This window comes from Pseudomonas sp. 09C 129, assembly GCF_002843625.1.
GTDB lineage: Bacteria > Pseudomonadota > Gammaproteobacteria > Pseudomonadales > Pseudomonadaceae > Aquipseudomonas > Aquipseudomonas chlororaphis.
In genome coordinates this window covers 2,644,423-2,667,234 of the sequence record NZ_CP025261.1, presented here as the reverse complement: position 1 = coordinate 2,667,234, position 22,812 = coordinate 2,644,423, and the positions used below count along the sequence as shown (strand labels likewise).

The 22,812-nt window shown below is 62.1% G+C and carries 18 protein-coding genes; 6 read left to right on the top strand and 12 right to left on the bottom strand.

The annotated features are described in order from the left end of the window. Positions 1-27: 27 nt before the first annotated feature. Both sthA and CXQ81_RS12205 read right to left on the bottom strand, forming a co-directional pair. Complete coding sequence (sthA, locus tag CXQ81_RS12210; protein ID WP_007926939.1) at positions 28-1,422, bottom strand: Si-specific NAD(P)(+) transhydrogenase; 1,395 nt, start codon at positions 1,420-1,422, stop codon at positions 28-30. A 201-nt stretch (positions 1,423-1,623) separates the two neighbouring features. Further along, positions 1,624-2,601, bottom strand: a complete 978-nt coding sequence (locus CXQ81_RS12205; protein WP_009042990.1) for an FAD:protein FMN transferase — start codon at positions 2,599-2,601, stop codon at positions 1,624-1,626. Between the two features lie 373 nt (positions 2,602-2,974). On the opposite strand from CXQ81_RS12205, the gene CXQ81_RS12200 reads away from it, so the two are divergent. After that, the gene (locus tag CXQ81_RS12200) at positions 2,975-4,273 is read left to right on the top strand and encodes an MFS transporter (RefSeq protein ID WP_101337305.1); all 1,299 of its coding nucleotides are present in this window, start codon (positions 2,975-2,977) and stop codon (positions 4,271-4,273) included. A gap of 104 nt (positions 4,274-4,377) precedes the next feature. Here the strand turns inward: CXQ81_RS12200 and CXQ81_RS12195 are convergent, their stop codons facing one another. After that, positions 4,378-5,841, bottom strand: coding sequence for a glyceraldehyde-3-phosphate dehydrogenase (locus tag CXQ81_RS12195; protein WP_007921292.1), 1,464 nt, complete (start codon positions 5,839-5,841; stop codon positions 4,378-4,380). A gap of 350 nt (positions 5,842-6,191) precedes the next feature. Between CXQ81_RS12195 and mfd the strand changes: the two genes are divergently transcribed. The 3 genes from mfd to CXQ81_RS12180 are packed head-to-tail and all read left to right on the top strand — an operon-like array spanning position 6,192 to position 12,920. Then, positions 6,192-9,641 carry a transcription-repair coupling factor gene (mfd, locus tag CXQ81_RS12190; RefSeq protein ID WP_101337304.1) on the top strand — a complete coding sequence of 1,150 codons (3,450 nt, stop codon included), beginning with the start codon at positions 6,192-6,194 and terminating at the stop codon, positions 9,639-9,641. Positions 9,642-9,651: 10 nt separating this feature from the next. After that, positions 9,652-10,215, top strand: a complete 564-nt coding sequence (locus CXQ81_RS12185) for a CsiV family protein (RefSeq protein WP_092418193.1) — start codon at positions 9,652-9,654, stop codon at positions 10,213-10,215. An 11-nt stretch (positions 10,216-10,226) separates the two neighbouring features. After that, a complete protein-coding gene (locus CXQ81_RS12180) occupies positions 10,227-12,920 on the top strand; it encodes a DEAD/DEAH box helicase (protein WP_101337303.1) in 2,694 nt (897 codons plus the stop codon). Between the two features lie 105 nt (positions 12,921-13,025). On the opposite strand, the gene CXQ81_RS12175 is transcribed toward CXQ81_RS12180, so the two are convergent. The 3 genes from CXQ81_RS12175 to CXQ81_RS12165 all read right to left on the bottom strand — a co-directional run bounded on the left by CXQ81_RS12175 (position 13,026) and on the right by CXQ81_RS12165 (position 15,691). Further along, entirely contained in the window at positions 13,026-13,769 is a 744-nt protein-coding gene (locus CXQ81_RS12175; RefSeq protein ID WP_009042984.1) for an S-methyl-5'-thioinosine phosphorylase, read from the bottom strand. An 11-nt stretch (positions 13,770-13,780) separates the two neighbouring features. Then, positions 13,781-14,779 carry a beta-N-acetylhexosaminidase gene (gene nagZ, locus CXQ81_RS12170; protein ID WP_175534822.1) on the bottom strand — a complete coding sequence of 333 codons (999 nt, stop codon included), beginning with the start codon at positions 14,777-14,779 and terminating at the stop codon, positions 13,781-13,783. Between the two features lie 204 nt (positions 14,780-14,983). Continuing rightward, on the bottom strand, positions 14,984-15,691 hold the full coding sequence (locus CXQ81_RS12165; protein ID WP_007921300.1) for a TetR/AcrR family transcriptional regulator: 708 nt from the start codon (positions 15,689-15,691) through the stop codon (positions 14,984-14,986). Between the two features lie 252 nt (positions 15,692-15,943). Between CXQ81_RS12165 and lexA the strand changes: the two genes are divergently transcribed. After that, positions 15,944-16,552 (top strand): transcriptional repressor LexA, encoded by a 609-nt coding sequence (gene lexA / locus CXQ81_RS12160; RefSeq protein WP_007921301.1) that lies wholly within the window; start codon positions 15,944-15,946, stop codon positions 16,550-16,552. Between the two features lie 10 nt (positions 16,553-16,562). Beyond that, complete coding sequence (sulA, locus tag CXQ81_RS12155) at positions 16,563-17,036, top strand: SOS-induced cell division inhibitor SulA (RefSeq protein ID WP_007921302.1); 474 nt, start codon at positions 16,563-16,565, stop codon at positions 17,034-17,036. Between the two features lie 104 nt (positions 17,037-17,140). On the opposite strand, the gene CXQ81_RS12150 is transcribed toward sulA, so the two are convergent. From CXQ81_RS12150 to CXQ81_RS12125, 6 genes are all read right to left on the bottom strand, one after another. Further along, a complete protein-coding gene (locus tag CXQ81_RS12150; protein WP_009042980.1) occupies positions 17,141-17,374 on the bottom strand; it encodes a hypothetical protein in 234 nt (77 codons plus the stop codon). A 110-nt stretch (positions 17,375-17,484) separates the two neighbouring features. Then, complete coding sequence (locus CXQ81_RS12145) at positions 17,485-18,039, bottom strand: LemA family protein (protein WP_101337302.1); 555 nt, start codon at positions 18,037-18,039, stop codon at positions 17,485-17,487. Further along, entirely contained in the window at positions 18,040-19,074 is a 1,035-nt protein-coding gene (locus CXQ81_RS12140) for a hypothetical protein (RefSeq protein WP_101337301.1), read from the bottom strand. It lies immediately after the preceding gene. Positions 19,075-19,125: 51 nt separating this feature from the next. Beyond that, positions 19,126-19,650, bottom strand: coding sequence for a DUF6586 family protein (locus CXQ81_RS12135; protein WP_101337300.1), 525 nt, complete (start codon positions 19,648-19,650; stop codon positions 19,126-19,128). A gap of 142 nt (positions 19,651-19,792) precedes the next feature. After that, positions 19,793-22,405 (bottom strand): type I DNA topoisomerase, encoded by a 2,613-nt coding sequence (topA, locus tag CXQ81_RS12130; RefSeq protein ID WP_007921310.1) that lies wholly within the window; start codon positions 22,403-22,405, stop codon positions 19,793-19,795. A 114-nt stretch (positions 22,406-22,519) separates the two neighbouring features. Further along, positions 22,520-22,756 (bottom strand): DUF1653 domain-containing protein, encoded by a 237-nt coding sequence (locus CXQ81_RS12125; protein ID WP_007921312.1) that lies wholly within the window; start codon positions 22,754-22,756, stop codon positions 22,520-22,522. Between the last annotated feature and the right edge of the window lie 56 nt (positions 22,757-22,812).

The window sequence follows — 22,812 nt, the reverse complement described above, 5'->3', positions numbered from 1 at the left end:
CCGGCTCAGGCCACCGGCCGGAGTCGCTCAAAAAAGCCGGTTGAGGCCGTCGTAAGCGGCTACCCGATAGGCTTCGGCCATGGTCGGGTAGTTGAACGTAGTGTTGACGAAGTACTTCAGGGTATTGAGTTCGCCCGGCTGGTTCATGATCGCCTGGCCGATGTGCACGATCTCCGAAGCCTGGTAACCGAAGCAGTGCACGCCCAGGACTTCCAGGGTTTCGCGGTGGAACAGGATCTTCAGCATACCTTGCGGCTCACCGGCGATCTGCGCGCGGGCCATGCTCTTGAAGAAGGCCTTGCCCACTTCGTACGGCACCTTGGCCTGGGTCAGTTCCTGCTCGTTCTTGCCGATCGAACTGATCTCCGGAATGGTGTAGATCCCGGTCGGCACGTCGTTGACGAAGCGCCAGCTGCCGTTGTCGACGATGCTGCCGGCGGCCGAACGCCCCTGGTCGTGGGCGGCACTGGCCAGGCTCGGCCAGCCGATCACGTCGCCGGCGCCGTAGATGTTCGGCACGCAGGTGCGGTAGTTCTCGTCCACTTCGATCTGGCCACGGCTGTTGACCTTGACCCCGATGTTTTCCATGCCCAGCCGGTCGGTATTGCCGGTCCGGCCATTGCACCAGAGCAAGGCGTCAGCCTTGATCTTCTTGCCCGACTTGAGGTGCAGGATCACGCCATTGTCGAGGCCTTCGACGCGGTCGTATTCCTCGTTGTGGCGCACGGTGATGTTGTTGTTGCTGAAGTGGTAGCTCAGCGCCTGGGAGATCTCGGAGTCCAGGAAGCTCAGCAACTGGCCGCGGTTGTCCACCAGCTCGACCAGTACCCCCAGGCCACTGAAGATCGAGGCGTATTCACAACCGATCACGCCAGCGCCGTAAACGATGAGTTTGCGCGGGGTGTGGCCGAGGCTGAGGATGGTGTCGCTATCATAGATACGCGGGTGGTGGAAATCGATATCGGCCGGGCGATATGGACGCGAGCCGGTGGCGATGATGATGTGCTTGGCCACCAGCTTCTCGACCACGCCGTTGGCGCAGACCACTTCGATGGTCTGCTCGTCGGCGAAGCTGCCGGTGCCGAAGAACACGTCGACCCGGTTACGCGCGTAGTAGCCGGTGCGCGAGGCGACCTGCTTGGAGATGACCTTCTCGGCGCTTTTCAATACGTCGGGGAACGAGAACCAGCGTGGCTCGCCAATGGCCCGGAACATCGGGTTGGTGTTGAACTGCATGATCTGCCGGACCGAGTGACGCAAGGCCTTGGACGGGATGGTGCCCAGGTGGGTGCAGTTACCGCCGACCTGGCGACGGCTATCGACCATCGCTACCTTGCGCCCAGCTTTCGCGGCGTTCATCGCCGCACCTTCTCCAGCGGGGCCTGAACCCAGCACCACTACGTCGTAGTTGTAGACAGCCATGCGTACTCCTCAGAACAGGCCGCGGCACCCGATGTGGCACCTGCGGCTAAATCATGCCGCGGCCAGCGGCATGAAGGATCAATTTGGCTCGGTTACGAACCCGGGCACAGTCTATAGAAGCGTCAACGCCGCGCACATTAACCCTTGGTCGCGTCGCCGGCTACTTTTGCCTGCGACATCGCGCCGCGGCACCGCGCAAGATTACTGCTTTTGTCCGGCAAACAGGCGATCAAACGCGCGGTTGCTGCGTGTGACGAAACCTGTATCGGCGCGAATCACAAAAAATGCGGCGATATCGTGTTTTTCCGCGTAATCCCAACCGCGCTCGGGGCCGAGGATCAGCAGCAGGGTCGACAGACCATCGGCCATCACGGCCGCGGGATGAATCACCGTGACCGAAGCCAGCCCATGCTCGACAGGCCTGCCGGTGCGGGCGTCGAAGGCGTGGGAATAACGCTGTCCATCGCGCTGGAAATAATTGCGGTAGTCGCCGGAAGTCGAGACCCCATAACCATCGACGGCGATGACCCGCTCGGCCAGCTGTCGATCGTCCCGCGGCTCCTCCAGGGCAATGCGCCACGCCGAACCATCGGGTTTCCTGCCGACGGCCTTGAGTTCGCCGGTGGCTTCGACCAGGTAACTGTCGATGCCCATTTCCGCGAGCCTGGCGGCAATCCGGTCCACCGCATGACCGGCGGCGATGCTGTTGAAATCCACCTCGACCGCGGCGTCCTTGCACAGCTGGTCGCCCTCGATACGCAGATGGGTATAGCCGACTCGCTGCCGCACCTGCGCCAGCGCCGTATCGCTCGGCACCGCCTCCCCGCGCCCCTGCGGACCGAAGCCCCAGAGGTTGAGCAACGGCTCGACCGTCAGATCGAAGGCGCCCTGGCTGTCCCGCGACAGCTGCTGGCCAACCTCGATCAAGCGCAGGACCGCCGCCGGCATCGCCTGGCAGCTATTGGCCGGCAGATCGTTGAAGCGCTCGATGTCCGAGTCGTTGCGATAGGTCGACATCTGCCGGTCGATCTGCGCAAGTATCCGCTCGACCTGGGCCTGTACCTCACTCGGCGCAGCCAGGCCTGCCCGCCTCACGTACTTGATCGAGTAGGTGCTGCCCATGGTCGGGCCGCCGAAGCTTTCCAGCGAATCGTCCCGATCACATCCAGCCAGGGCCATGACCAAAACGACAGGAAGCCCCCCTCGCACCCAAGATCCACCCAGCAAGACTTCACCTCCCGACACTCGATTTCCCTCTCGGCAGTCGCCGATCAGGGCCGGCCATTATGCGGCAGCCACCGCGGATTTGATGCAGGCCGAACCCGGCTCATCGCGAGCTTGCTCCTGCGGGTTTATTCCGCGAACTGGCGGGCAATAAATCCCAAGCCGTCCATCTACTTAGCAAGCAAGCTAAGAGTTTTTGTTGCCTCGGCAGGCTCATACACATATTGTTACAAACTGTCTGGCCTGCGGCTTAGCTACCTCAGACCGGGCAGCCAGGACGGATAACGACCAGGGATCGCTAACAAAATAGCCAAAGTGAGTGAATAAAATGTCCACGACCACGGGCAAAGGCAAGGCGATCTTTCGCGTTGTCAGCGGCAACTTTCTGGAGATGTTCGACTTCATGGTCTACGGCTTTTACGCCACGGCCATTGCCAAGACCTTCTTCCCTGCCGACAGTGCTTTCGCGTCATTGATGCTGTCGCTGGCGACCTTCGGCGCCGGCTTCCTGATGCGCCCGCTGGGCGCGATCTTTCTTGGCGCTTATATCGACCGTCATGGCCGGCGCCGGGGCCTGATCATCACCCTGCTGCTCATGGCCGCGGGCACCGTGCTGATCGCCTGCGTCCCGGGTTATGCCACCCTCGGCGTCGCCGCGCCGTTGCTGGTGCTGCTCGGCCGCTTGCTGCAGGGCTTCTCTGCCGGGGTGGAACTGGGTGGCGTCTCGGTTTACCTGGCGGAAATCTCCACCCCGGGCCGCAAGGGTTTCTTCGTCAGCTGGCAATCGGCGAGTCAACAGGCCGCCGTGGTCTTCGCCGGCCTGCTGGGCGTTGGCCTGAACCACTGGCTGAGCCCGGAACAAATGGGCGACTGGGGCTGGCGCATGCCGTTCCTGGTGGGCTGCATGATAGTGCCGGCGATCTTCATGATCCGTCGTTCGCTGGAAGAAACCCCGGAGTTCCAGGCACGCAAGCACCGCCCTACCCTGCAGGAAATCATCCGCTCCATCGGCCAGAACTTCGGCATCGTCCTGGTCGGCATGGCACTGGTGGTGATGACCACTGTGTCCTTCTACCTGATCACCGCCTACACCCCGACCTTCGGCAAGGCCGAATTGCAGCTGTCGGACCTGGACGCTCTGCTGGTCACCGTGTGCATCGGCCTGTCGAACTTCTTCTGGCTGCCGGTGATGGGCGCTGTCTCGGACAAGGTCGGGCGCAAGCCACTGCTGCTGGCGGCGACCGTCCTGGCGATCCTCACGGCTTACCCGGCCCTGTCCTGGCTGGTGGCCAACCCGAGTTTCAGCCACCTGCTGATCGTCGAGCTGTGGCTGTCCTTCCTCTATGGCTCGTACAACGGCGCCATGGTGGTGGCTCTCACCGAAATCATGCCGGTTGAAGTGCGCACCACCGGCTTCTCCCTGGCCTACAGCCTGGCCACCGCCACCTTTGGCGGCTTCACACCGGCGGCCTGCACCTACCTGATCCATGCGCTGGACAACAAGGCGGCGCCGGGGATCTGGCTCAGCGGCGCGGCGGTGCTGGGCCTGATCGCGACCCTGGTGCTGTTCCGCGGCAACAAGCATGAACTGCGCACTGCGCAGGCAGCAGTAGTGGGTGGCGCCTGATCGACCGCGAAAAGACCCGCCCAATCAACTCATCCCTCCAGCCATCAAACGCCACAAACAAAAACGCCCCGACAAGTCGGGGCGTTTTCATGTGCGGCTAAGGCTTAGCGCGGGAACGCAGGCGGGTTCACACCGGCCATGTCTTCCATCACGCGAACCACCTGGCAGCTGTAACCGAATTCGTTGTCGTACCAGACGTACAGAACAACGCGGTTATCCTGGGTGATGGTCGCTTCAGCGTCCACCACACCGGCGTGGCGCGAGCCCACGAAGTCGGTGGAAACCACTTCCTGGGAATTGACGAAGTCGATCTGCTTGTGCAGATCGGAGTGCAGCGCCATGTAGCGCAAGTACTCGTTCATCTCTTCACGGGTAGCGGCTTTCTCAAGGTTCAGGTTGAGAATGGCCATCGACACGTTTGGCGTCGGAACGCGGATCGCGTTACCGGTCAGCTTGCCGGCCAGCTCAGGCAGGGCCTTGGCGGCAGCGGTGGCAGCACCGGTCTCGGTGATTACCATGTTCAGCGCGGCGCTACGGCCACGACGATCGCCCTTGTGGAAGTTGTCGATCAGGTTCTGGTCGTTGGTGTACGAGTGAACGGTTTCGACGTGACCGTTGACGATGCCGAACTTGTCGTTCACGGCCTTGAGCACCGGCACGATGGCGTTGGTGGTGCAGGAAGCGGCGGAAACGATCTTGTCGTCAGCGGTGATTTCGGCGTGGTTGATACCGTGAACGATGTTCTTCAGCTTGCCTTTGCCAGGCGCGGTCAGAACGACACGGTCGATACCCGGGCAGGCCAGGTGCTGACCCAGGCCGTCGGCGTCACGCCATACACCGGTGTTGTCCACCAGCAGCGCGTCTTTGATGCCGTACTGGGTGTAGTCCACCTCGGTCGGATTCTTCGCGTAGATAACCTGGATCAGGTTGCCGTTGGCGGTGATGGTGTTGTTGGCTTCGTCGATGGTGATGGTGCCGTTGAACGAACCGTGCACCGAATCGCGACGCAGCAGGCTGGCGCGTTTGGTCAGGTCGTTTTCGGCGCCTTTGCGCACCACGATGGCGCGCAGGCGCAGGCCGTCGCCACCACCGGTTTTCTCGATCAGGATGCGCGCCAGCAGACGGCCGATACGACCGAAGCCGTACAGGACCACGTCGGTGCCTTTGCGGGGCGAAGCGTTTTGCTGGCCAACCACGTCAGCCAGTTCTTCGCGAACGAATTGCTCGGCGGTGCGGCCATTGCCTTCGTTACGGAATTTGAACGCCAACTTGCCCAGGTCCACCGAAGCCGCGCCGAGCTTGAGCTCGCTCATGGCCTTGAGCAGTGGGAATGTTTCGTGGACGGAGAGTTCGCTATCGTCGGAAGAGCGATGGCGAGCAAAGCGGTGAGCTTTGAGAATCGCGATGACAGACTGGTTGATCAGGCTGCGGCCATAGATCGAGCTCACCACATTGTTATTGCGGTAGAGCTGACCGATAAGCGGAATCATCGCTTCTGCGAGCGCTTCACGGTCGATCCATTCACCAAGACACTGGTCGGGCTTCTGAGTCACGGGAACCTTCCACATGTAGGGGCTGAAAAAAGGGGCTACATTATGCAGCCGAGTCCCCTGCGTAGCAATGCGCGCCTGTCGCGCGGAACGTAACAAAAACCCATCAGGAAAAAACACACCCCGCTCCAGCCCAGTAAATACGCGGGTTCCAGAAAGGCCTCATTTTGCGCGGCATCCCAGCGTTATCTGTAACCCTCCGTAACACCGCCCCGATTCGGCACTACATTTCCCGCCAAGAAACGCGTTTTTTTGTCATAACCACTACATTTTCCGCAACCGCGTAATAGACACATCAGCAACTGACAGCCGGTACGCCGGACCGCTACAATTACCGACTTTGTCGCAACGCTGGAGCTCAACCTTCCGTGCCCGTTCTGCGTCTACCGCAACTCCCTGCCGCCGCCGGCAAACAGCACTGGGGCAATCTGCCCGGTGCCGCCCTCAGCCTCGCCATTGCCGAGGCTGCCAGCGCCGCCAAGCGCTTCACCCTGCTGCTGACCGCCGACAGCCAAAGTGCCGAACGGCTGGAGCAGGAGCTGAGTTTCTTCGCCCCGGATTTGCCCGTGCTGCATTTCCCGGACTGGGAAACCCTGCCCTACGACCTGTTCTCGCCGCACCAGGACATCATCTCCCAGCGGATCGCCAGCCTGTACCGGCTGCCGGAGCTGGAGCATGGCGTGCTGGTGGTGCCGATCACCACGGCCCTGCATCGCCTGGCGCCGACCAAGTTCCTGCTGGGCAGCAGCCTGGTGCTGGACATCGGCCAGAAGCTGGATGTCGAACAGATGCGTACCCGCCTGGAAGCCAGCGGCTATCGCTGTGTCGACACGGTCTACGAGCACGGCGAGTTCGCGGTGCGCGGCGCCCTGATCGACCTGTTCCCGATGGGCAGCAAACTGCCTTATCGCATCGACCTGTTCGACGATGAAATCGAGACCCTGCGCACCTTCGATCCGGAAAACCAGCGCTCCATCGACAAGGTCGATTCGGTGCGCCTGCTGCCGGCGAAAGAATTCCCGCTGCAGAAAGAAGCCGTCACCCGCTTCAAGGCCCGCTTCCGCGAACGCTTCGACGTCGATTTCCGCCGCTGCCCGATCTTCCAGGACCTGAGCAGCGGGATCACCCCGGCCGGCATCGAGTATTACCTGCCGCTGTTCTTCGAAGACACTTCGACCCTGTTCGACTATCTGCCCCAGGACACCCAGGTGTTTTCCCTGCCGGGCATCGAGCAGGCGGCCGAGAACTTCTGGAACGACGTGCGCAACCGTTACGAAGAACGCCGCGTCGATCCGTCCCGTCCTTTATTGCCGCCCGCCGAGTTGTTCCTGCCGGTGGAAGACTGCTTCGCCCGCCTGAAAAGCTGGCCGCGGGTGGTCGCCAGCCAGCAGGACATCGAGGCCGGTGGCGGCCGCGAGCGCTTCCCGGCGCAGCCCCTGCCCAACCTCGCCATTGAAGCCAAGGCCAATCAGCCGCTGGCGGCCCTGGCCAATTTCCTCGATGAATTCTCTGGACGCGTACTGTTCACCGCCGAATCCGCCGGGCGCCGCGAGGTGCTGCTGGAGTTGCTGGAACGCCTGAAGCTGCGGCCGAAGACCGTCGACAGCTGGCCGGACTTCGTCGCTGGCAAGGATCGCCTGGCGATCACCATCGCACCGCTGGACGAAGGCTTGCTGCTGGACGATCCGGCCCTGGCGCTGGTGGCCGAAAGCCCGCTGTTCGGCCAGCGCGTGATGCAGCGCCGGCGCCGGGAGAAACGCGCCGACGCCAACAACGATGCGGTGATCAAGAACCTCACCGAGCTGCGCGAAGGCGCGCCGGTGGTACATATCGATCACGGCGTGGGCCGCTACCTGGGCCTGGCCACCCTGGAGATCGACAACCAGGCCGCGGAATTCCTCACCCTCGAATACGCCGAGGGCGCCAAGCTCTATGTGCCGGTGGCCAACCTGCACCTGATCGCCCGCTACACCGGTAGCGACGACGCCCTGGCGCCACTGCACCGCCTGGGTTCGGAAACCTGGCAGAAAGCCAAGCGCAAGGCCGCCGAGCAGGTGCGCGATGTCGCCGCCGAACTGCTGGACATCTACGCTCGCCGCGCGGCCCGCGAAGGTTATGCCTTCGCCGATCCGAAAGCCGACTACGCCACCTTCAGCGCCGGCTTCCCGTTCGAAGAAACCCCCGACCAGCAAACCACCATCGAGGCGGTGCGCGAGGACATGCTCGCGGCCAAGCCGATGGACCGCCTGGTCTGCGGCGACGTCGGCTTCGGCAAGACCGAAGTGGCGATGCGCGCCGCTTTCATCGCCGTGCACGGCGGCAAGCAAGTGGCGATCCTGGTGCCCACCACCCTGCTCGCCCAGCAGCACTACAACAGCTTCCGCGACCGCTTCGCCGACTGGCCGGTGAGCGTGGAAGTGATGAGCCGCTTCAAGTCCGCCAAGGAAGTGAATGCCGCGGTGGCCGACCTGGCCGAAGGCAAGATCGACATCGTCATCGGCACCCACAAGCTGTTGCAGGACGATGTGAAGATCAAGAACCTCGGTCTGGTGATCATCGACGAAGAACACCGCTTCGGCGTGCGCCAGAAAGAACAGCTCAAGGCCCTGCGCAGCGAGGTCGACATCCTGACGCTGACCGCGACGCCGATTCCGCGCACGCTGAACATGGCGGTGTCGGGCATGCGCGACCTGTCGATCATCGCCACGCCACCGGCCCGGCGCCTGTCGGTGCGCACCTTCGTCATGGAGCAGAACAAGAGCACGGTCAAAGAGGCCCTGCTGCGCGAGCTGCTGCGTGGCGGCCAGGTCTATTACCTGCACAACGATGTGAAGACCATCGAGAAATGCGCCGCCGACCTCGCCGAACTGGTGCCGGAAGCGCGCATCGGCATCGGCCACGGGCAGATGCGCGAACGCGAACTCGAACAGGTGATGAGCGACTTCTACCACAAGCGCTTCAACGTGCTGATCGCCTCGACCATCATCGAGACCGGCATCGACGTGCCGAGCGCCAACACCATCATCATCGAGCGCGCCGACAAGTTCGGCCTGGCCCAACTGCACCAGTTGCGCGGCCGGGTCGGTCGCAGCCACCACCAGGCCTACGCCTACCTGCTGACGCCACCGCGCCTGCAGATCACCCCGGACGCGGAAAAGCGCCTGGAGGCGATCGCCAACACCCAGGACCTCGGCGCCGGCTTCGTGCTCGCCACCAACGACCTGGAAATCCGCGGCGCCGGCGAACTGCTGGGGGATGGCCAAAGCGGCCAGATCCAGGCGGTGGGCTTCACCCTTTATATGGAAATGCTCGAGCGCGCGGTGAAAGCCATCCGCAAGGGCGAGCAGCCGAACCTCGACCAGCCCCTGGGTGGCGGTCCGGAAATCAACCTGCGCCTGCCGGCGCTGATTCCCGAAGACTACCTGCCGGATGTGCATGCGCGGCTGATCCTCTACAAGCGCATCGCCTCGGCCACCGACGAGGACGGCCTGAAGGACCTGCAAGTGGAGATGATCGACCGCTTCGGCCTGCTGCCGGAACCGACCAAGAACCTGGTACGCCTGACCCTGCTGAAACTGCAGGCCGAGCAACTGGGGATCAAGAAGGTCGACGGCGGCCCGCAGGGCGGTCGTCTCGAGTTCGCCGCCGATACCCCGGTGGACCCGCTGGCGCTGATCAAACTCATCCAGGGCCAACCCAATCGCTACAAATTTGAAGGCGCCACGCTGTTCAAATTCATGGTGCCGATGGAGCGTCCGGAAGAACGCTTCAACACATTGGAGGCGCTGTTCGAGCGCCTCACCCCGAAAACTGCTTGAAGGACGCCCCATGCGCCTGTTTCGCTCACTGACCTTGCTCCTGACCCTGGTCGCTCCCTCGGCGTTTGCCGACATGTATCAGGTCGAAATGATTCTGGTCCGGCAGAACGCGGTTCCCGCCATCGTCAGCCGCGCCGCCCCCGAAGACTGGGCCGCCGGCGCCCAACGCCTGGGCGCCGACAGCCAGCGCACCCCGGCGCTGGGCGGTGTGGTCGAGAAACTCACCGCCAGCGGCGACTACAGCGTGCTGATGCACAAGGCCTGGCAACAGGCGCTGGACGAAAACCCGGTGAAAGTCGCGGTCAGCGAGGGCCAGGAACAGTTCGGCCAGTTCCCGATCGAGGGCACCCTGACCCTCAAGCTCGGGCGCTTCACCGATGTGGATGCGCAGTTCTGGGTCAACCGGATCGACAGCAATGGCCTGGTGACCGCCAGCGAACGCCTGAAACAGGAAAGCCACACCAAGAACGGCCAGCTCAACTACCTCGACAACGGCCACCTGGCCCTGCTGATCAAGATCACCTCGCTGTCGGCCCCCACGCCGCGCGAGGCGCCGCCTGAAATCGTGGACTGACAGAAGTCCCTATGCCCCCGACCCTGACCAAACCCCTGGCACCTTCCTGGGTCAGCCGATTCAAGGAACAAGCCCTGGAGCGTGGCCGCCGCTACGCTCTGGAGAACCGCGTCAGGATCGTCCAGGCCGGCGACAGCGTCATCACCGCCAGTTGCGAGGGTTCGGGGGGCAACGTCTATCGACAGACCATCAGCCTGCGCGAGTCGGCCAAGAACACCTTGCTGATGGTCGAAGCCTCCTGCACCTGCCCGGTGCGCAGTAATTGCAAACACATTGCCGCGGTGCTGCTGAAAATCGAGGAGACCCTGGCCTACCCGGCGGCGGCGAAAGACGCCGAGCTGCTGGAAAAACTCCAGGCCGTCCTGGAAAACCGCAGCCCCGCCCCCCTGCCGCAACAGATCGTCGACAACGTGCAACCGGTGCCCCGGTTGTGGCTGGCCAGTATCGAGTTCAGCGCCTTCGAACCGCGCAACGGCAAGATGCAGCGCTACATCCAGCACCGTGCCGCGCTGTCGTTCAGCTACCTGGAGGAATACGTCAGCGGGCAGAAAAACGCCGACGTGGTGATTCGCCAGGAACACCAGACCCTGCGCATCAGACGCCAGCCGGAAGTCGAACAACGCTATCGCGAACAGCTGCGGGCGCTGGGTTTCAAGATCGCCACCCGGCAAAGCAAGGCCCTGCCGGAAAGCGCCGGCGAGCTGTATGAAATGGTCAACGACAGCGCCTGGCTGACCTTCACCCTCAACGAACTGCCCAAGCTGCGCACCCAGGGCTGGGAGCTGCAGATCGACGACGACTTCGGCTTCGACCTGACTGCCGTGGACGACTGGTACGCCACGGTGGACGAAGCGCCGGGGCGCGACTGGTTCGACCTGGAACTGGGCATCATCGTCAACGGCGAGCGCCTGAGCCTGTTGCCGATCCTGCTCAACCTGATGCGCTCCCACACCGAGATCCTCAACCCGGAACGCCTGGCCAGACGCCGCGACGACGAACTGATCCTGGTGAACATTCCCGGGCGCCCCAACTCGCCCAACGGCCCCCTGCAAGTGGCGCTGCCCTATGGCCGGCTGAAGCCGGTGCTGGCCACCCTGGGCGAGTTCTATCTGCAGGAACCCGGCGAAACCACACTGCGCCTGAGCAGTGCCGACGCGACCCGCCTCAATCCGCTGGAAGACCTGCCCCTGCTCTGGGAAGGCGGCGAGCACATCCGCTCCTTCGCCCAGCGGCTGCGCGACATCAAGGACTACTCGGCCCCCGCGCCGGAGGGCCTGAACGCCACGCTGCGCCCCTATCAGCTCGAAGGCCTGAGCTGGATGCAGTCCCTGCGCCAGCTGGAAGTCGGTGGCATCCTGGCCGACGACATGGGCCTGGGCAAAACCCTGCAGACCCTGGCCCATGCGCTCAGCGAAAAGAACGCCGGGCGTCTGGACCGGCCGTGCATGGTGGTGATGCCCACCAGCCTGATCCCCAACTGGCTCGACGAGGCGGCGCACTTCACGCCGCAACTCAAGGTCCTGGCCCTGTATGGCGCCGGCCGCCATAAGCACTTCGCCCAGCTGGCCGACTACGACCTGATCCTGACCACCTACGCGCTACTGCCCAAGGATGTCGAGCAACTTGCCGCCCTGCCCCTGCATGTCCTGGTGCTGGATGAGGCGCAATACATCAAGAACCCGTCGAGCAAGGCGGCCCAGGCCGCGCGCGCGCTCAATGCCCGGCAGCGCCTGTGCCTGAGCGGCACGCCGCTGGAGAATCACCTGGGCGAGCTGTGGTCGCTGTTCCATTTCCTGTTGCCCGGCTGGCTGGGTGACGTGAAGAGCTTCAATCGCGATTACCGCGTGCCGATCGAAAGGCACGCCAGCGAAGTGCGCCTGCAGCACCTCAATGGGCGGATCAAGCCCTTCCTGTTGCGCCGCACCAAGGAACAGGTAGCCACCGAACTGCCGCCCAAGACCGAGATCATCCATTGGGTGGAGCTCAATGAAGCCCAGCGCGATGTGTACGAAACCATGCGCCTGGCCATGGACAAGAAAGTCCGCGACGAGATCACCCGCAAGGGTGTGGCCCGCAGCCAGATCATCATTCTTGAAGCGTTGCTGAAACTGCGCCAGGTGTGCTGCGACCTGCGCCTGGTCAACGAAGACGCGGTGCCGGCGCGAGGCAGCTCCTCCGGCAAGCTCGACAGCCTGATGGAGATGCTCGAGGAACTGTTCGACGAGGGTCGGCGCATCCTGCTGTTCTCGCAATTCACCTCGATGCTGAGCCTGATCGAAGCCGAACTGAAGCGCCGCAATGTCGCCTACGCCCTGCTGACCGGACAGACTCGCGATCGCCGCACGCCGGTCAGGGACTTCCAGGGCGGCAAGCTGCAGATCTTCCTGATCAGCCTGAAAGCCGGCGGCGTCGGCCTCAACCTGACCGAAGCCGACACCGTGATCCACTACGACCCCTGGTGGAACCCGGCCACGGAAAACCAGGCCACCGACCGCGCCTATCGGATTGGCCAGGAGAAGCCGGTGTTCGTCTACAAGCTGATTGCCCGCGGCACAGTGGAAGAGAAAATCCAGCACCTGCAGCAGGAGAAGTCCGACCTGGCGGCGGGCGTGCTGGATGGGCGCAAGGCCGGGGACTGGAAGCTGCAGAGCGAAGACATCGAAGCCCTCTTCGCCCCGCTGCCCGACAAGAAAGGCGGACGCTGATCTGGAGCGACTGGTGCAGCCTGCGATCGGCTGTGCAGCAGACGTAAATACCGCGGATTCAGGTTTTGCGAGCGCTACGCACTCGGTCGCAGCCTGCGGCAGCGGCTACAGGTTTGCCGCGAGGACCCGCGCCAGCGTCGCCTGCACCTTGCCCATCCCGTCCTGCAACGCCTGCTCGATCTCGGCCATGGTAATCACCGCAGCGGACTTGCCCGCCGCGGGGTTCACCACCAGCGCCAGGCAGGCGTAATCCAGCTCCAGCTCACGGGCCAGCGCCGCTTCCGGCATGCCGGTCATGCCGACGATGTCGCAGCCGTCACGCTCCAGGCGGGCGATCTCCGCCACGGTTTCCAGGCGCGGCCCCTGGGTGCAGGCGTACACGCCCTGACTGCTGAATTCGCAGCCTTCGGCGGCCAGCGCGGCAATCAATTGCTGGCGCAGCGACTCGCTGTAGGGATAGCTGAAGTCGATGTGGGTGACCTGCTCCAGGTCGTCGGCAAAATAGGTGTGCTCACGACCGCTGGTGTAGTCGATCAGCTGATGCGGCACGCAGAAATGCCCGGAGCCCATCGCCGGATGAATGCCACCCACCGCGTTGACCGCCAGAATCGCCTCGGCGCCAGCCTGCTTCAGCGCCCAGAGATTGGCCCGATAGTTCACCTGATGCGGCGGGAAGCGATGGGGATGACCGTGACGCGCCAGAAACAGCACCTCGCGCCCGGCGTATTCACCCTTCTGGATATCCGCCGACGGAGCGCCATAGGGCGTATCCAGGGGCAAGGATTGGTGAATGCTCAAGCCTTCGAGCCGGGTCAGGCCGGTACCGCCGATAATCGCGTAGACCGTCATCGCAAAAGCCCTTAATCGATCAATTGGGCATCTTTGAGTGCGCCGAGCGCCGTCAGCCAACGCGGATCCTGACGATAGTCGGTGCAGGCAAACGCCTGGCCACGCATCCGCGCAATACGCGCCGACGGCGTCACTTTCAGACGCTGGGCCGCGCTCAGGGCCAGCTCGGCCGCCGCCCGGTCGTTACACACCAGGCCCATGTCGCAACCGGCCGACAGCGCCGCTTCGATCCGGCTCGCGGCATCGCCCACCACATGGGCACCGGCCATCGACAGATCGTCACTGAAGATGACACCGTCGAACTGCAATTCACCACGCAGGATCTCCTGCAACCAACGGCGGGAGAACCCGGCTGGCTGGGCATCGACCTGAGGGTAGATGACGTGGGCCGGCATCACCGCCGCCAGCTGCTTGCTCAGGCGCGCGAAAGGCACCAGGTCCTTGGCGCGAATCTCGTCGAGGCTGCGCTCGTCATTGGGGATCGCCACGTGGGAGTCCGCCTCGGCCCAGCCGTGCCCGGGAAAATGCTTGCCCGTGGCCGCCATGCCGGCGCTGTTCATGCCACGGATAAAGGCGCCTGCCAGCAAGGCGGCGCGCTCGGGATCGCCCTCGAAGGAACGGGTGCCCACCACGGCGCTGCGCTGATGATCGAGGTCCAGCACCGGCGCGAAGCTAAGGTCCAGGCCGACGGCCAGCACTTCGGTGGCCATGATCCAGCCGCACTGCTCGGCCAGGTACTCGGCATTCGGGTTGTCGGCAATGGCGCGCATGGCCGGCAGCCGCACGAACCCCTGGCGCAGGCGTTGCACGCGACCGCCCTCCTGGTCAACCGCAAGCAGCAGGTCCGGGCGAATCGCCCGGATGGACGCGCTCAGCTCACGCACCTGCCGCGGATGCTCGATATTGCGGGCAAAGATGATCAGCCCACCCACTTCGGGCTGGCGCAGGAGTTGGCGATCTTCAGCCGTCAGCCAGGTACCGGCGACATCCACCATCAAGGAGCCTTGCAGGCCTGTGGTCATAGCAATTCCTTAGTAACGAAGTACGCGCACGGCACCGCAATGAATGCTGGCGTGGCGCGGACGCACGAGCCCATTGCCGGCGGCAAGGCCCGGCAAGCGACGATCGGCGAAAGGTGTGAAGAGAGGTAGGAAACGAGAGTTGGCATGGGCGGCTAGCTTAGCGGATGTAAGCTGCCGCGCCCACCCGGACGGTCAGGCCTTGGCGACCGCCGGAGTCGATTTGCTGCGCGGCTTGAGCTGCGCCGTGGCCATGGCGTCGTCGGTGACGCCGGTTTCGGCGCGCATGCCGGCCGCAAGGAATGGCACCATCAGGCGCATTACCTGCTCGATCGAGGTATTGACCCCGAAGTCGGTCTCGGCAATCGCACGCAAGGCCTTGATCCCCGACATGCTGAACGCCGCCGCCCCCAGCATGAAGTGCACACGCCAGAACAGTTCGATCGGTGGAATACGTGGAGCGGCTTCGTTGACCAGCAGCATGTAGCGGCGGAACACCTTGCCGTACATGTCTTCCAGATAACGTCGCAGGTGCCCCTGGCTCTGGCTGAAGGCCAGGCCCAGAAGGCGCATGAAAATGGACAGGTCGTTGCCGCTGCGAGGCTGGACCACCAGGGCCTGCTCGACGAGGATTTCCAGCAGCTCTTCGAGGCTTGGCTTGCTGTCCGGCTTGGCCGAACGCCGCTCCAGCTCACGGTCGAGGCTGACGCAGAACGGCCCGAGGAAGCGCGAGAACACCGCCTGGATCAAGGCCTTCTTGGAACCGAAATGATAATTCACCGCCGCCAGGTTGACCCCGGCCTTGCTGGTGATCAGCCGCAATGAGGTTTCGGCAAAACCTTTTTCCGCGAACAACTGCTCGGCAGCATCGAGAATGCGTTCAACGGTTTCCGACTGGGCCATGGCTACTCCGCCTGACAAACACTTGTTTGAAACATACGTTTCAGCCCCAGCCTTGTCAAGCCTGCCTGTCCGTTTTGCGGCCGGTCAGTCAGCTATTTAATCATACCTGCCGCTTCCTGTAGCCAGCCACGCGACACCAGGCATGCGCAGCGGCGACCCGACCGTCCAGCGGCGATTGGAAAAAGGAGGATTGCCAAGCGGCATTCACTGTATATAATTCCAGTCACTGTATAAAAAGACAGAGCGATCGACATGCTAAAACTGACGCCACGCCAAGCTGAGATTCTGGCTTTTATCAAACGCTGCCTCGAAGACAACGGCTACCCACCGACCCGCGCGGAAATCGCCCAGGAACTGGGTTTCAAGTCGCCCAACGCCGCTGAAGAACACCTCAAGGCGCTGGCCCGCAAGGGCGCGATCGAAATGACTCCAGGCGCCTCCCGCGGCATTCGCATCCCGGGGTTCGAAGCCAAGCCCGACGACTCCAGCCTGCCCATCATCGGCCGGGTTGCCGCCGGTGCTCCAATTCTCGCCGAGCAGCACATCGAAGAGTCCTGCAACATCAATCCGGCCTTCTTCCATCCACGTGCCGACTACCTGCTGCGGGTTCACGGCATGAGCATGAAGGACATCGGCATTTTCGATGGCGACCTGCTGGCCGTGCACACCACTCGCGAGGCCCGCAATGGCCAGGTCGTCGTCGCCCGCATTGGCGATGAAGTCACCGTGAAACGCTTCAAGCGCGAAGGCAGCAAAGTCTGGCTGATTGCCGAAAACCCTGAGTTCGCCCCTATCGAGGTCAACCTGAAAGATCAGGACCTGGTGATCGAAGGCTTGAGTGTCGGCGTCATTCGCCGCTAAAGGAGGCTGTATGCAGTTCCCTCACACACCACAGCATGCACAACTGCCACTGTTCGAAGCGTTCATGGCCCAACCCCTGGCGCCTATCCTCAAAGAGGTCGTCGAATCGCCCTGGAGCAACGAACCGGAAGCCTTCAGTGAACTGTCGTTACGCGGTGCCGCCGGGAACTGCCTGAGCCTGCTGGCGCCCATCCTCAGGGAACTGAGCCAGGACCAGGATGCGCGCTGGCTGACATTGATTGCCCCACCGGCCAGCCTGACCCAGGCCTGGTTGCGGGATGCCGGCCTGAACCGCGAACGGATTCTGCTGCTGCACCCGCGCGGCGCCCAAAGCGCGCAACAACTGGCTTGCGAGGCTCTGCGCCTGGGACGCAGCCACACCGTTGTCAGCTGGCTCAACCCGTTGAACAGCAGCGCCCGTCAGCAACTTATCAGCGCAGCCCGCACGGGCGACGCACAAAGCCTGAATATTCGTCTGGGCTGACCGCTAGAAGCGTCGATGGACACGCTTGAATGACACAAGGCTTCTCCAGGATTGAGAAGCCGAAAGGAGGCGACGAACGACAGCAAAAAAACCGACAAACGGACTCAGTGAAGAATCCGTGGCCCCTCTTCTTTCTCCAATTCGCCTTCAACCAGGCGACCCGCCATCTGCACACCCACGCTCAACATGGCCTTGGCCACCTCGACATGCTGGCCTTGCAAGAAGGCTTTGGCATCTTCTGAAAAGTCCAGAGTGACCAGAGAACCCTCGTCCTCGGCCCTGCGCAGCTCGATACGACCGTCTGGCAATTCGACAATTTCTAGAAAGGACGTTGGCATAAAGGTCTGTTCTCCACGAAAGGCCGGGATTATATCAGTCATCACCCCGACCTCGCGCGGGCCCAAACGGTTTTCTTTATTGGCCTGACGTTACAAACAGGCATTTGCCGTCAGAAATTCGGCTTGTAATCAAAACTCGCGGCGGCTTCCTTATCGGAAAACGGCGTAATAGTCTGCTTCTTGTTGATGACCGTGTTGACCATCGAACTGGGGAACATCTGGATGCAGTTATTGAACTCCTCGACGGTCCGGTTGAAGACCGTAACGGCGGCTGCAATGTTCGCCTGCTGTTCGACGATTTCCTTCATCAACCCACTGACGATTCCCGCCGCCTTGAGTTCCGGATAGGCCTCAAAGGCCATATTCAGCCCCCCCACCAGTTCCCGAGTGGCCATCTGCGTCGACTTCAGAGCCTCACCACTGGCCGCCTCAGGCAACCTTCCGAGGGCCGAACGCAGGCCCACCACTTTCTCCAGCACGTTGCTTTCGTAGATCTTGAAGCTGGAAGCCTGCTCCTCCAGGGCATCCAGCACCTTGATCTTCTGCCGCTCATACACGAGCACATCGGCCCATGCGCGCTGAGCACGGTTCCCTGCTCCGACAATCTTGTTGTAGTAGTACCAGAGGAGCCAGGCCACCAGTATCGCTGTAAGAAGGATGATCATTTACTGCTCCATGTCCTGCGTTCTTTTCTTCGGTAGATTGAAATTGTCGTCATGCAACTCGGCAAACTGGTGCAACAGCTCCAGCACCGGCCTCAGGCGCGGCATCGTCGCCCCCTGCATCAAGCCGGCATGAAAGGCGACCGGCTCCGCAAGGCTTACCGCCGAGGTAGCGATGCCGACCACATCATCATTGTTGAAGCTCACGCATAGGCGGCTCTGGGAGGAAAACTCGAAACTGACGTCTTTCAACTCCTTGGCGATCTGCAGCAGCTTGAGCACGGTGACCGGCGTGGCGAAAGTCGCGCAGGCCATCTCCGTCGCGCCAGTCAGGGTGAAGGCAGAATTGAATTCCCGGGTCGTGGTCCTGTAGAGATACTCGCGATCCATGGCTCGATGCTTGTCACCACGAACGGCAACCTCGGCTGCCCAGGGAAAGTCGAACACCAGGCTATAGCGGTCATACCCAACATAGCGGGTTCTGGTTTCCCTTCGAGAACCGCCCTTGCCGTCGGAAACCGATACTTCGTAGGTTTCCATATCGACGTAATGCAGATGGTGGAAAGCGTAAGGCAGATCGTGCACCGCACCGTTATAAACGCCCAGCAGCGTGTTCTTGAGCTCACGGGAATAGTTACCCCGACGATAGTGCGCAAACTCATTCATCATCACGGCCAGAGTGAAAATCCCCGAAGCCGACGCATCATCTACGCCAGCGCTGAGCAGAGCCGCTTTGCGAATGATCTTCTGCGATAGCGCCTTCACCACATCCGGATGAATGAAGTGGTTGGCGCCGCGCCGGCGCATCAGGTAGATCCCGGGAATCAGCAACGGCCAGACCAGTATTCCGGCAATGCACAGGCACCAGGCCAGTTTTTTTGAATTGGGATCTGAACGACTAAGGACAATAGGTTCGGGAAAATCGCGAATCTGCTCCACCGCCTTGAGCAGATCCCGGGACGAAGCGGCCGCGGCCGCCAGACGATCGACACGATCGAACAGCGCAGGCAGCGCATTCGTCTCTGTAGCTGAAGCCATTACTCATCCTTGAATGATTGGTCGTACTCGAAGATATCCGCTAGCGGCGGCTCAACACTCATTCAGGCCGTCACGGAAGCGAATCGCCAAAGCCTTGAGGTTCTGACGCCATTGCTCCAGCTCTTCCCGGCTCAGCTGCGGTGCCTGCTCGTCTTCATCGAGGTTCACTGCGACAATCAACGGCTGGGTGACATCGCCCTTGGGTTTATGCGGCACCCGCGGTGGCTGGAACATCGCCGAATGGGCGGCCAGCAGCTTCGCCAGCCAGGTCTCCGGGTTATGGGCCAGTTCCACCAGCTCGGCCAGCTCGGGGATGGCGATGCTTTCCAGCACCTCACGGGTCAGCAGCAGCTCCGCACGGGGCGCATTGGCCTGCGGGAGGCGATAGAAGCCAGCAATTTCATGGCACAAGCCAAGCAGCGCGCCATACAAGTGAAACAACACCGACTCTCGTCCCGCCTGCACCAGCGCCTGAGCATTCATTGCCCCGCCCGCTTCGGCTCGCGCCAAGGCTTCCAGCGACAGGCCGGCGAAATAAATTTTCTGGTTGGTACGGGTATAGAGTTCGTGGGCCATGACGGCAATCTCCACAACGAATAGATACAGCAGGCTGGCCTTACAGTGTCATGGAACACTCCAGCCCACCGCAAGCCCAAAAGAAAGGCCGCGCACCCTTGAGAGGTTTACGCGGCCTTTTCAGAAGCGTCCGATGCGGACCTTAACGCTTGTCTTCGACCTTCCAGCTACCACCGTCGTAGAACGCGCGCCAACCAGTCGGCTTGCCGTCGACTTCAGTCTGCACGTACTGCTCCTTGGTCTTGCGGCTGTAACGGATCACCGCCGGGCGACCGTCCGGGTCCTTCTTCGGCGCTTCGCAGAGGAAGTGATACTTCGGATCGATCTCGTCCTTGTGCGGGATCAGCTCAAGCACCAGCGGTGCGCGGGTTTCACGGTTTTTCGGGAACTGGCTGGCCGCCAGGAACAGACCCGATGCCCCGTCGCGCAGGATGTAGGTGTCGTTGACCTTCTCGCATTTCAGCTCGGGCATCTTCACCGGATCCATCTTCGGTGGTGCCGCGTCACCGCTCTTGAGCAGCTTGCGGGTGTTCTTGCAGGTTGGGTTGGTGCACCCGAAGAACTTGCCGAAACGGCCGGTCTTGAGCTGCATCTCGCTGCCGCACTTGTCGCATTCCAGGCTCGGACCTTCGTAGCCCTTGATGCGATAGCTGCCCTCTTCGATCTCATAGCCCGCGCAATCCGGGTTGTTACCGCAGATGTGCAGCTTGCGTTTCTCGTCCAGCAGATAGGCGTCCATCGCCGTGCTGCAGATCGGGCAACGGTGCTTGCCGCGCAGTACCAGCGACTCGGATTCACCCTCGTCGTCCGCGGCGATCTCATCGCCCGGCACCAGGTTGACGGTAGCCTTGCAGCGTTCTTTCGGCGGCAGGCTGTAACCCGAACAACCGAGGAATACACCGGTGGACGCGGTACGAATCTGCATCGGACGGCCACAGGTGAGGCACGGGATATCGGTCATCACCGGCTGGTTGGCGCGCATGCCGCTGTCGCTGCCTTCGGCCACTTCGAGCTTCTTCTTGAAGTCACCGTAGAACTCGTCGAGGACGTTTTTCCAGTCGCGCTCGCCCTGGGCCACGTCATCGAGGTGCTCTTCCATGCCCGCGGTGAAGCCGTAGTCCATCAGGTTGGAGAAGCTCTCGGACAGACGCTCGGTGACGATGTCGCCCATCTTTTCCGAATAGAAACGACGATTGTGCAACGCCACGTAGCCGCGATCCTGGATGGTGGAAATGATCGCCGCATAGGTCGAAGGACGACCGATGCCACGTTTTTCCATTTCCTTGACCAGGCTGGCTTCGGAGTAACGCGCCGGCGGCTTGGTGAAGTGCTGGCTCGGGTCGAGCTTGATCAGTTTCAGCACATCGCCCTGCGCCATATCCGGCAGGACATCGTCGTCGCCCGGCTTGCTCATCTGCGGCATGACCCGGGTGTAACCGTCGAACTTGAGGATGCGGCCCTTGGCACGCAGCTCGAAGCCGCCAGCGGCGACGCTGACGGTGGTCGACAGGTATTGTGCCGGCAGCATCTGGCAGGCCACGAACTGGCGCCAGATCAGCTCGTAGAGGCGCTCGGCGTCACGCTCCATGCCCGACAGCTTGCTTGGATGGGTGTTCACGTCGGACGGACGAATCGCTTCGTGCGCCTCCTGGGCCCCTTCCTTGCTGCTGTAGAAGTTCGGCGAGGACGGCAGGTATTTGTTGCCGAACTCTTCTTCGATATAGGTCCGCGCCATCGTCAGGGCATCAGCCGAGAGGTTGGTCGAGTCGGTACGCATATAGGTGATGTAGCCGGCTTCATACAGACGCTGGGCCATCATCATGGTTTTCTTCACCCCGAAGCCCAGGCGGTTGCTCGCGGCCTGCTGCAGGGTGGACGTAATGAAGGGGGCCGACGGCTTGCTGCTGGTCGGTTTGTCTTCGCGCTTGGCGATGGTGTAGGTCGACGCCTTGAGCTTCTCCAGTGCCGCCATGGCCTGGGCTTCGTTCAGCGGCTTGAAGGCCTCGCCGTTTTCCCGCGCCACTTCGAAGCGCACATTGGCGCCCTTGGCGGTGCCGAGGTCGGCATGAACTTCCCAGTACTCTTCAGGGATGAAGGCACGAATTTCGCGCTCACGCTCCACCACCAGCTTCACCGCCACCGATTGCACACGGCCGGCAGACAGGCCACGGGCGATTTTCGCCCACAGCAGCGGCGAGACCATGTAACCCACCACGCGGTCGAGGAAACGACGCGCCTGCTGAGCGTTGACCCGATCGATATCCAGCTCGCCCGGCTGGGAGAAGGCTTCCTGGATCGCCTTCTTGGTGATTTCGTTGAACACCACACGCTTGTAGCGGCTGTCATCCCCACCAATGGCTTCCCGCAGGTGCCAGGCAATGGCCTCCCCTTCGCGGTCCAAGTCCGTTGCGAGATAGATGGTGTCAGCATCCTTGGCGAGCCGGCGCAGCTCTTCGATGACTTTTTCCTTGCCTGGAAGGATCTCGTACTTGGCTTTCCAGCCGTGGTCCGGATCGACTCCCATGCGCGAGACCAGCTGCTTGCGCGCCTTCTCCTTGGCCGACAGCGCCGGTGCTTCACCAGCAGCCGCCTTGCCACGCTTGGCGGCAGGCTCTTTGGCGGCGCTCGCCGAACCACTGGTGGGCAGGTCTCGGATATGGCCGATACTCGACTTCACCACGTATTGGTTACCCAAGTACTTGTTGATGGTCTTGGCCTTAGCCGGGGATTCCACAATGACCAGCGATTTGCCCATGGATCGGAAAATTCCTGAATTCGAGAAGTGAGAGGCGGTTGGCGCCTGACGCGGCACCGCTATATATAGTGGCAACAAGGTGAGGTCAAGCGCAGGGTTCTGCGCGACCTCAGCTTAAGGCTGCGAAAAAAGACTGGGTTCGGCCTGCACCAAAGCAAAGCGTGGCACCTGCTCGCCGTCAACCTCGACCGACTCCAGGAACATGCTCAAGGGGCGCACCCAAAAGCCGTAATCGCCATACAGGGCTTGATAGAACACTACTTCCTCTTCCGTCTCGGAATGCCGCGCCACGCTGAAAACGCGGTACTGCGGTCCCTTGTAATGCTGATAGAGCCCGGGTTGTAATTGCATGTTCTGGCCCTCGTGCAAAATAAAAAATAATAAATCTTCAGAAAAACAAAAACCGG

Bases quoted from the DNA above. Each gene is read 5' to 3' on its own strand.
- sthA (WP_007926939.1), bottom strand. From the start codon at position 1,422: ATGGCTGTCTACAACTACGACGTAGTGGTGCTGGGTTCAGGCCCCGCT.
- CXQ81_RS12205 (WP_009042990.1), bottom strand. From the start codon at position 2,601: ATGGCCCTGGCTGGATGTGATCGGGACGATTCGCTGGAAAGCTTCGGC.
- CXQ81_RS12200 (WP_101337305.1), top strand. From the start codon at position 2,975: ATGTCCACGACCACGGGCAAAGGCAAGGCGATCTTTCGCGTTGTCAGC.
- CXQ81_RS12195 (WP_007921292.1), bottom strand. From the start codon at position 5,841: ATGTGGAAGGTTCCCGTGACTCAGAAGCCCGACCAGTGTCTTGGTGAA.
- CXQ81_RS12185 (WP_092418193.1), top strand. From the start codon at position 9,652: ATGCGCCTGTTTCGCTCACTGACCTTGCTCCTGACCCTGGTCGCTCCC.
- CXQ81_RS12180 (WP_101337303.1), top strand. From the start codon at position 10,227: ATGCCCCCGACCCTGACCAAACCCCTGGCACCTTCCTGGGTCAGCCGA.
- CXQ81_RS12175 (WP_009042984.1), bottom strand. From the start codon at position 13,769: ATGACGGTCTACGCGATTATCGGCGGTACCGGCCTGACCCGGCTCGAA.
- CXQ81_RS12165 (WP_007921300.1), bottom strand. From the start codon at position 15,691: ATGGCCCAGTCGGAAACCGTTGAACGCATTCTCGATGCTGCCGAGCAG.
- lexA (WP_007921301.1), top strand. From the start codon at position 15,944: ATGCTAAAACTGACGCCACGCCAAGCTGAGATTCTGGCTTTTATCAAA.
- sulA (WP_007921302.1), top strand. From the start codon at position 16,563: ATGCAGTTCCCTCACACACCACAGCATGCACAACTGCCACTGTTCGAA.
- CXQ81_RS12150 (WP_009042980.1), bottom strand. From the start codon at position 17,374: ATGCCAACGTCCTTTCTAGAAATTGTCGAATTGCCAGACGGTCGTATC.
- CXQ81_RS12145 (WP_101337302.1), bottom strand. From the start codon at position 18,039: ATGATCATCCTTCTTACAGCGATACTGGTGGCCTGGCTCCTCTGGTAC.
- CXQ81_RS12140 (WP_101337301.1), bottom strand. From the start codon at position 19,074: ATGGCTTCAGCTACAGAGACGAATGCGCTGCCTGCGCTGTTCGATCGT.
- CXQ81_RS12135 (WP_101337300.1), bottom strand. From the start codon at position 19,650: ATGGCCCACGAACTCTATACCCGTACCAACCAGAAAATTTATTTCGCC.
- topA (WP_007921310.1), bottom strand. From the start codon at position 22,405: ATGGGCAAATCGCTGGTCATTGTGGAATCCCCGGCTAAGGCCAAGACC.
- CXQ81_RS12125 (WP_007921312.1), bottom strand. From the start codon at position 22,756: ATGCAATTACAACCCGGGCTCTATCAGCATTACAAGGGACCGCAGTAC.